Genomic DNA, 7,539 nt, shown 5'->3' on the forward strand with positions numbered 1-7,539 from the left:
ATCATTTCCTTTCCTCCTGTACGCCTGTTAATTTCCAGTTACAGTGTACAGGATTGGTTTGATCGGGTGGTCAACTTTTTGGTGATCAATGGGTTAAAATTGGTACACTTTTAGTTTAGCAAATACAATCATCGATAATCCTACGACCGTTTTGTGCTCCGTAGAGCAAGCAATGGGTGCAGACCTTGTTAATAAGTCTAGCAACACCACTTGAAAACCGGAAAACTTCATTCAACAGCACTATCCGAGAAGATCGGCACCGGCATAAGCAAGGTGCCGATTCACATATTCACCAACCTGGGCACGATCCAAGTGCGGTAATTTGCACTGGAGGTCGATCAGCTGCCGGATGGCGGCATAGGCCTGAAGCTGGAATTTCCCCCAAAGCTCGTCGTGATACATCAGGAAAATCATCTAATTAAATCATGTCATGAATTTGCTCTTCTAAAGCCCTTAAGGTCCTTTTGGAGTACTATAATAAAAGTGCAGTCCGAAATCGCAAGGAAATGATATATAAAAATATAAAGGAGCGATATGGATGGCAAAAATATACAATAAATTAGAACGCATGGAAGCCTTAAAAATGGCCGAAGAAATAGGTGCAGCGTCAGCAGCCCAACGGTTGGGAATCAAAAAAAATACAATTTATGATTGGGAAAGCAGAGCAAATGAGATTATTCAGATCATAGCTGAAGTAAATGCAAAAAATGACCAGGAAAGTATAAGATCAAGTCTTTATCTTGGTACGGATCTTATGCTGCAAAGTGCTGTTTTAAAGGCAGCAATGTCTAAGGGGTCTGTTTCAGAAGAGGACGTTGCTTTTATCCAGGCATTGATTAGTTATTATGATGTATTTTCTATGTTATCCATGGTGAAATCAGGTGAAATTGTACTGCCTGAAATAGATGTAAATGAATTGATGAAAAACAGTGGCTTATCCTGGGATGATTTATCCTGGAGGGCAGTCAGCAGAATTTCTGCAGATTCAGTTGATGCAGTTTTTGGTTTGATCTGCGCAGTTACAGAAGCAGTGATAAATGAGTGTATTTATAATATTGCAGCAGCAGATCATATTCTGCGCAGAGAGAAATTTTTCGTATTATTCAAACAAAAAACTTTGTATTATATTTGTGAACTGTTTGCGAAAATGTATACAGAGCATGAAGAAAAAATCAAGCAGGAATGTCAGCAGTTTATAGATGGTTTTGTTGATGTGCGTTATCAAAAAGCAAGTGATGCTTATAACCGTACGAATATTGATTATGAAATAGCAGAAGCACAGACGCTGGGGGATGTATTTTTTGCACAGGTTCTAGTTCCACAGAAAGAGCATCTTGTGGAACCGTTTAAGAAAATGGTGTCCGAAGTTCAGAATATGTGCAGCTTTACGGATACTTTAATGGAAAAATATGCGGTCTGGGTAAAAACTGATGCAGCAGCTATGCAGCGTGACGCGCATCGGATAATTCATAATGCGGTAAAATATGCACTACTGAATATTTGTATTGCAAACGGCGGTATTCAATTGGAACAGGCGGGTATGATCGATATGATCATATCCTGCGACAAATATGCTGCAGAGGAAACCGATTCCTGCATTGCACTTTGTGAATTGAGTGACAGGGAACAGAGAAAGACAGCAGGCGAAAAAAGTAAGGCACTACGGAGCCAATTGAAAAATCTGCTGCAGAACTGCATGGAAGCAGAAGTATATGGTATCCGATTTGACGGCGATGGCACTATGTTCGATCATAATATTTTATCCTTTGCTGTATTGAGAAAAGGTTTGACTGAAGTGTGTCTGGTATTTTCTGCTGTTGAGGGTATAAAAGCGAAAAAGATGGAAGCCGGCCTGGACAAAGTTTGCGGAGAAGTATTTAATCGATTAAAGGCGGAAGTTCTGGTAACCGACTTGAAACGCTGGCATGAATCAAACAGACGGAATAAAAATAAATATTACAATAGTATACTTATGCGGAAACTCAGCAATTATCTAAATGAAACCCCTGATGCAATAACGGCAGAGAATGTCAGAAAACTGGCAGAAGACACAGGCATTTCGTATGAATATGCTTATGCAAAATTATTGGCGGCAATATTGGGATTAGATGCAGATGGCGCAGATCTGGAAGTGTTTCATGATTATTTCATCCCGATGGTACGTCAGCTGGATCCGACAGTTTACGAGAATGATCGGTATTATCAAACAATCAAGCTCCCTTCTGATAATTTAAATCGTTGGGAGTTCAGAACAAAGAGACTGAAACCTTGTGAGGCGTTTATCTATAATGATAATGAGGTTACATCAGATGGACGCATCATTCCACGAATTGGCTTTTTTATGCGTGATTTTTATTATCCTGCTGTACTTGAAAACAAGAGAGAATGGATGACATTATTGCCGAATGAAATAGAAACGATTTTGCCGGTAGCAAAAGAATCAGCGGGGAAAGTACTTACCTATGGTCTGGGATTGGGCTATTTTGCGTTCCTGGCTTCGGAGAATGATAATGTGGAATCTGTTACTATTGTGGAGTATAGCCATGATGTAATTGCATTATTCCAGAAATACATTCTGCCGCAGTTTCATCACCCGGAAAAAATTCAGATTATTGAAGGAAATGCTTTTGTTTATGCGGAAAAGGTCATGGCAGATGGTATGTATGATTTCGTCTTTGTTGATATCTGGCATGATGTAAGTGATGGTGCAGAAATGTATTTGAGGTTTAAAGCATATGAAACAAAATGTCCGAATACCAGATTTTTCTATTGGATTGAAGATTCCATCAAATGTTATTTGAATGATGATTTGTGGGCTTTGATGTAATAAGTTCAAAAGCAGCTAATTGAATAAAAGCAGCCAGACTTCTGAAAATTTGCAGAATGTCTAGCTGCTTTTTTATTACAGGAAAATGCATTTGTTGTAATGACACTTATCATACATTAGGTTGACCTCCTTTGACATTGAAATTTCTTATACCCAATATATATTCAAAGCATTATGCAAGATGAAAAAAATCGATTATAGTTATTGTGATGAAAATCACAGTGGAATTTCGGCAAGCCTCGAATGGCAAGTTATATATATTTATTGCTTTATATATTTGTTGATTTCGCGAAAATCCACAATTGGAGGGAGGCTAGAGCAGACTTTATGTTAGAGTCTGTATAACAATTTTTACCCGGGTGAAAAGTTTAGCAGATATTTATCATAAAGTAGATTTTAAACATCTCAATAGTGAAAACTAAAAAAGATTTATGTCTACACATATCCACGGCCGGTATATCCGTAATAAACAGAATGATTATAATAATTGTTTTATGAAAGGAGCGAACAATATGTTCCCTAAATATAAAGAAAAATATCCACTTTTGTTTGAACCTCTGACGGTTGGCAAAAGCAAAAAAGAAAATGAACGTCTGCACCTGAAACACAGAATCCTGGTATCTCCTTTGTTCAGCTGGAATGATGTCGACCCAAACGGCCATATCAATCAGGAAGGGATTGACTTCTATGGGCGACTGGCAGAAGGTGGTTTCGCATCTATTTGTATTCCGGTAGAAATTCCTAGAAACGGCGGCCATTCCCGTACGCTGGTCATTGATGATGAAGAAAACATTGCCTTCGCAGATATGCACAAACTGCAGCGTTATGTACATGCTTTTGACACTCGTACAATGTGTGAAATTTATCATGCTGGTATTTGTATGCACCATGATGGACATATCGGGGAATCATATAGTTGCAGTGAAACATATTGGAATGGCAACCACGTACGTGAAATGAACGAAGATGATATGGAAAAAGTAGCTGAAGAATACGGCAGAATGGCAAAATTTGCAAAACGTGCCGGTTTCGATGCTATTAATCTGCATTTCGCTCATGGCTGGCTGGTCAGCAACTTCCTGTCCCCGATAACAAATCACCGGAAAGACAAATATGGTCCACAGTCTATTGAAAATATGTGTCGTTTCCCACTGATGATACTGGATCGAGTACGTGCATATATTGGAGACATGCCAATTGAATTACGTATGAACTGGAACGATGGTTTCTACAATCCAGAAGGGATTACACTGGATATGTGCGTAGAACAGTGCAGAATCCTATCTGAAAAAGTAGATATGATCCATATCACTTGCGGTCAACGTGTAGATGCTCTAGGTCGTCTGTTCCAGCATCCGACTCATTTCGTAGAACCTGGCCACAACCTAGTCGGCAGCGAAGCAGTTAAGAAAGCTGTTAAGATCCCAATAGGTGTTGTAGGTAGTATGCATAATGCTGAACTGTGTGAACGCGCTTTGGAAGAAGGCAAAGCTGACTACGTACTGATGGGTCGTCAGGCTGTAGCAGATCACGAGTTCGTTAATAAGATCAAAGAAGGTCGTGAAGAAGATATCCGTCCATGCATACGTTGCGACAAATGTCTGGATGGTGGTCGTCGTGGCCGTCTGACAGATAAATTGACCATTGATACTGGTAACTTCACTTATAATATTCCTTGCTCCGTTAACCCATTCTTCGTACAAGGCCTGGAAAAACTGAAACTGCCTGCTCCTAAGAGCCTGAAGAAAGTAGCTGTAGTAGGCGGCGGCCCTGGCGGCATGATGGCAGCTGTTACAGCAGCAGAAAAAGGACATGATGTTACCCTCTTTGAAAAGACCGATAAACTGGGCGGCCAGTTAGGTACCTTCATGGATCATATGTGGTTCAAAAATGATATTAAACGTTATGTTGACTACATGAGAACTCAGATCAAGAAGAGAAACGTAAAAGTAATTTACAATACTGTTGCTACCCCGGAAATGGTTTCCGATGGCAACTTCGATGCAGTTATTGTTGCAGTAGGCGCTGAACCGGTTATCCCACCGATTCCTGGTGTTGACAGCAAGAATGTGGTACAGAATTTGGATGTATTCGGCAATGAAGACAAGCTGGGCGACAAGATTGTACTCGTAGGTGGCGGTCTGATAGCCTGCGAAACAGCAATTCATCTGTACAGTAAAGGATTCCGTGATATTACCATTCTGGAAATGGGCGAATATCTGGCTTCCACTGGCGAATTGACAGAACGTCTGCACACCATAAAGATGATGGAAGATGAAAAAATTAAAACATACACCTTTACAACTGTTAACAAGATCGATGACAAAGGTGTCTACGCTACCAATACTGATGGCCAAGATTTATTCTTTGAAGCTGACAGCGTCATTATCAGCACTGGCATGAAACCTCTGGCAAAAGAAAGAGATTCCTTCAAAGATACAGCAAATAATGTCCGCTATATTGGTGACTGCCGCTGGGTAGCAGATATCTGCGATGCAGTTGATTCCGGCTTCGACGCAGCTGCAACTCTGTAAAGAAAGATAACAAAGAGTGTAGATCCGGTGTATGAATATACACACTAGCAGAAAGGCACTGGATCTGTCCAGTGCCTTTCTGAGTGTGCGCCCGGCATGGGCGGTTTGCGGTGATGCGGTCAAAGCAAGTGATATCAATAACGCTATACGTACCGCTTATGATGTAGCATACATGCTGTAAGTCTTAAACAAAACATGTTTGTTAATGACTGAATTAATAGTGCTGGATCTTTTAGGCCCAGCACTATTAGCGATTTGCATGCAAAAATATGTTAATCTCCGTTTAAAAATCGGAAAGATTCTCTTTTATATTATCAACAACCTTCATTAATCCAATAGATGATGTTTTTTTAGCCGGATATAAAATAAAGAATTCAACTTGTGGAAATCTAAAGTTTTCAACTGACATAGGACGAACTAGATTAGATCTTATACAGTATTCATATCTAGAGGCCTTTTCAGGATAAAGTGCGACAGCTTTGTTATGAACAATCAGCTCCATAATATTTTCTTTGCTGTTCAATCTAAAACGGAAGCTGTCATCAAAATACATTTGATAGGGTAAGGAGATATTGTCGTTAGTATCTGAATAATAAGAAAGTGGTAATTTCTTTAAGTCAGACAAGCTAAGCTTGTCTTTTTGGGCTAAAGGGTTTTTATTGCTAATCAAGATATTAAATTCATCTTTAAAAAGCAACTCAGTTTTTAAGCCATACATTTTAGCCTGGCTGAACAGAGATTCTCTTTCACTTGGCAAATAATAGCCAATTCCTATACTCGGATAATTTTTTATTATATGACTTAGTAGCTCATGTGGTCTTACTTGGTCCAGAAAAATGTTTAACTTCGGATACATTTTTTTTAAATTGAAGAAACTTTCGTTAAATAAAATAGAGTTGCAAATAGAAGGTATGGCAAAAATGTAAACATCACCACAAATATCTCCACTACCTGAAGCATTTGGCCAGCCTTTGTAAATGTTTATGATCTCTTGGGAATCATTAAAAATTTGTTTACCCAGTGTAGTGGGAACTACTCCTTTATTGGAACGCTTAATCAATTGAACACCAATGGTTTTTTCAAAATCTTTAATGGCTACACTAAGTGCTGGTTGTGTAATAAATAAATTTTTTGCTGCCTGAGACATGGACTTACAGCGTACAACTTCAACAAAATATTCTAATTGTTGCAAGCGCATGGTATTGCTCCTTCATTGGCCCACTATGAATAAAAAGTGAAGAAGACAGGAAAACGATTAAAGTATCAGTAGGAAACATAGTAAAAAATAAAATGATATGAATATAGCCCGCTGCAACATATAAATAGATTTATGTTCTATTGATATAGTAACATATTTCACACAATGAAGAATAAGTGTTATTTATTATGCTAATTATAATTTAATCTTATTCTTTGGCTGTGGCTATTCCAAGCCTTCAAAAATGTTTGTTCTTGGAATAAAGATACTTCTCCAACAATAGCCATCTGAGGCTGAAGAAGAATGAAATCAATAAGGTTCCATGGCAGATCTCCGGCAAAGTCACGCTAAACGCCAATCAGTGACAGAGCAAGTTCACGATTCCACCCCAGTTTGCGTAGGCTGGCGGCAATATTCTTAAATCCATGCAGACGCAAAAGACTGATTGCCAAGTTGCGAATAGAGGCAAACACACGAGGCTCCGACCCCATCCTGATCTGGGAACGGTCTTCATCAAAGGTGACATCCCGGACCCAATACAGGGAATTCTCAATTGACCATTGACCACGAATTATTTCCAGCAACACCCGGGAATCCGCTTCTTCAGCAGACAGGCTGGTGATATAGAATTGGATATCTTTCTTCGGGTTTTCGCCGTGCAAGTCCGTGAACAATCTTTCCACACTGGCAAACTGGGCGGCATACGGGAAATTTGTCTGTCCCTCTTTTACGGGAGAAGTTTTGATGGTACGTTTTTCAATTCGTCCGTGCCCCTTTTCCAGTGTTTGGTATGGAGGGGGAAAAATCCTCGTTCCTTGTGCTCTTGATGGTCTCAAAAAGGTTTCCCTGGTTTTGTTTTACCGGAAAGACATAATCGGCCTTTTTATCTTCCACGATGAACCGGGCATGCTCCACCTGGGTGTGCATGGCATCGGCGGTGACGACCCTGCCTTCCAGGTCCAGCGGTTCCAAAAGGGGCT

Annotated in this window: 6 protein-coding genes; 3 read left to right on the plus strand and 3 right to left on the minus strand. The window is 39.7% G+C overall.

Annotated elements, in window-relative coordinates; genetic code table 11:
- Nucleotides 1-240 precede the first annotated feature (240 nt).
- A complete protein-coding gene (locus Pmgp_RS20435; RefSeq protein ID WP_243119954.1) occupies nucleotides 241-402 on the minus strand; it encodes a hypothetical protein in 162 nt (53 codons plus the stop codon).
- 136 nt (nucleotides 403-538) lie between these two features.
- Here Pmgp_RS20435 and Pmgp_RS20125 point away from each other — a divergent pair, with 136 nt between their 5' ends.
- The 3 genes from Pmgp_RS20125 (at nucleotide 539) to Pmgp_RS19905 (ending at nucleotide 5,542) form a co-directional block, all read left to right on the plus strand.
- Nucleotides 539-2,827 (plus strand): hypothetical protein, encoded by a 2,289-nt coding sequence (locus Pmgp_RS20125; RefSeq protein WP_205078102.1) that lies wholly within the window; start codon nucleotides 539-541, stop codon nucleotides 2,825-2,827.
- A 512-nt stretch (nucleotides 2,828-3,339) separates the two neighbouring features.
- Entirely contained in the window at nucleotides 3,340-5,361 is a 2,022-nt protein-coding gene (locus Pmgp_RS18450; RefSeq protein ID WP_192903023.1) for an oxidoreductase, read from the plus strand.
- A gap of 31 nt (nucleotides 5,362-5,392) precedes the next feature.
- Nucleotides 5,393-5,542, plus strand: a complete 150-nt coding sequence (locus Pmgp_RS19905) for a hypothetical protein (protein ID WP_192903024.1) — start codon at nucleotides 5,393-5,395, stop codon at nucleotides 5,540-5,542.
- 102 nt (nucleotides 5,543-5,644) lie between these two features.
- On the opposite strand, the gene Pmgp_RS18455 is transcribed toward Pmgp_RS19905, so the two are convergent.
- Together Pmgp_RS18455 and Pmgp_RS18460 are read right to left on the minus strand one after the other, a co-directional pair.
- Nucleotides 5,645-6,559 (minus strand): LysR family transcriptional regulator, encoded by a 915-nt coding sequence (locus Pmgp_RS18455; protein ID WP_134216036.1) that lies wholly within the window; start codon nucleotides 6,557-6,559, stop codon nucleotides 5,645-5,647.
- Nucleotides 6,560-6,906: 347 nt separating this feature from the next.
- Nucleotides 6,907-7,395, minus strand: coding sequence for an ISAs1 family transposase (locus tag Pmgp_RS18460; RefSeq protein ID WP_134216038.1), 489 nt, complete (start codon nucleotides 7,393-7,395; stop codon nucleotides 6,907-6,909).
- Between the last annotated feature and the right edge of the window lie 144 nt (nucleotides 7,396-7,539).

The organism is Pelotomaculum propionicicum, from assembly GCF_004369225.1.
Taxonomy (GTDB): domain Bacteria; phylum Bacillota; class Desulfotomaculia; order Desulfotomaculales; family Pelotomaculaceae; genus Pelotomaculum_B; species Pelotomaculum_B propionicicum.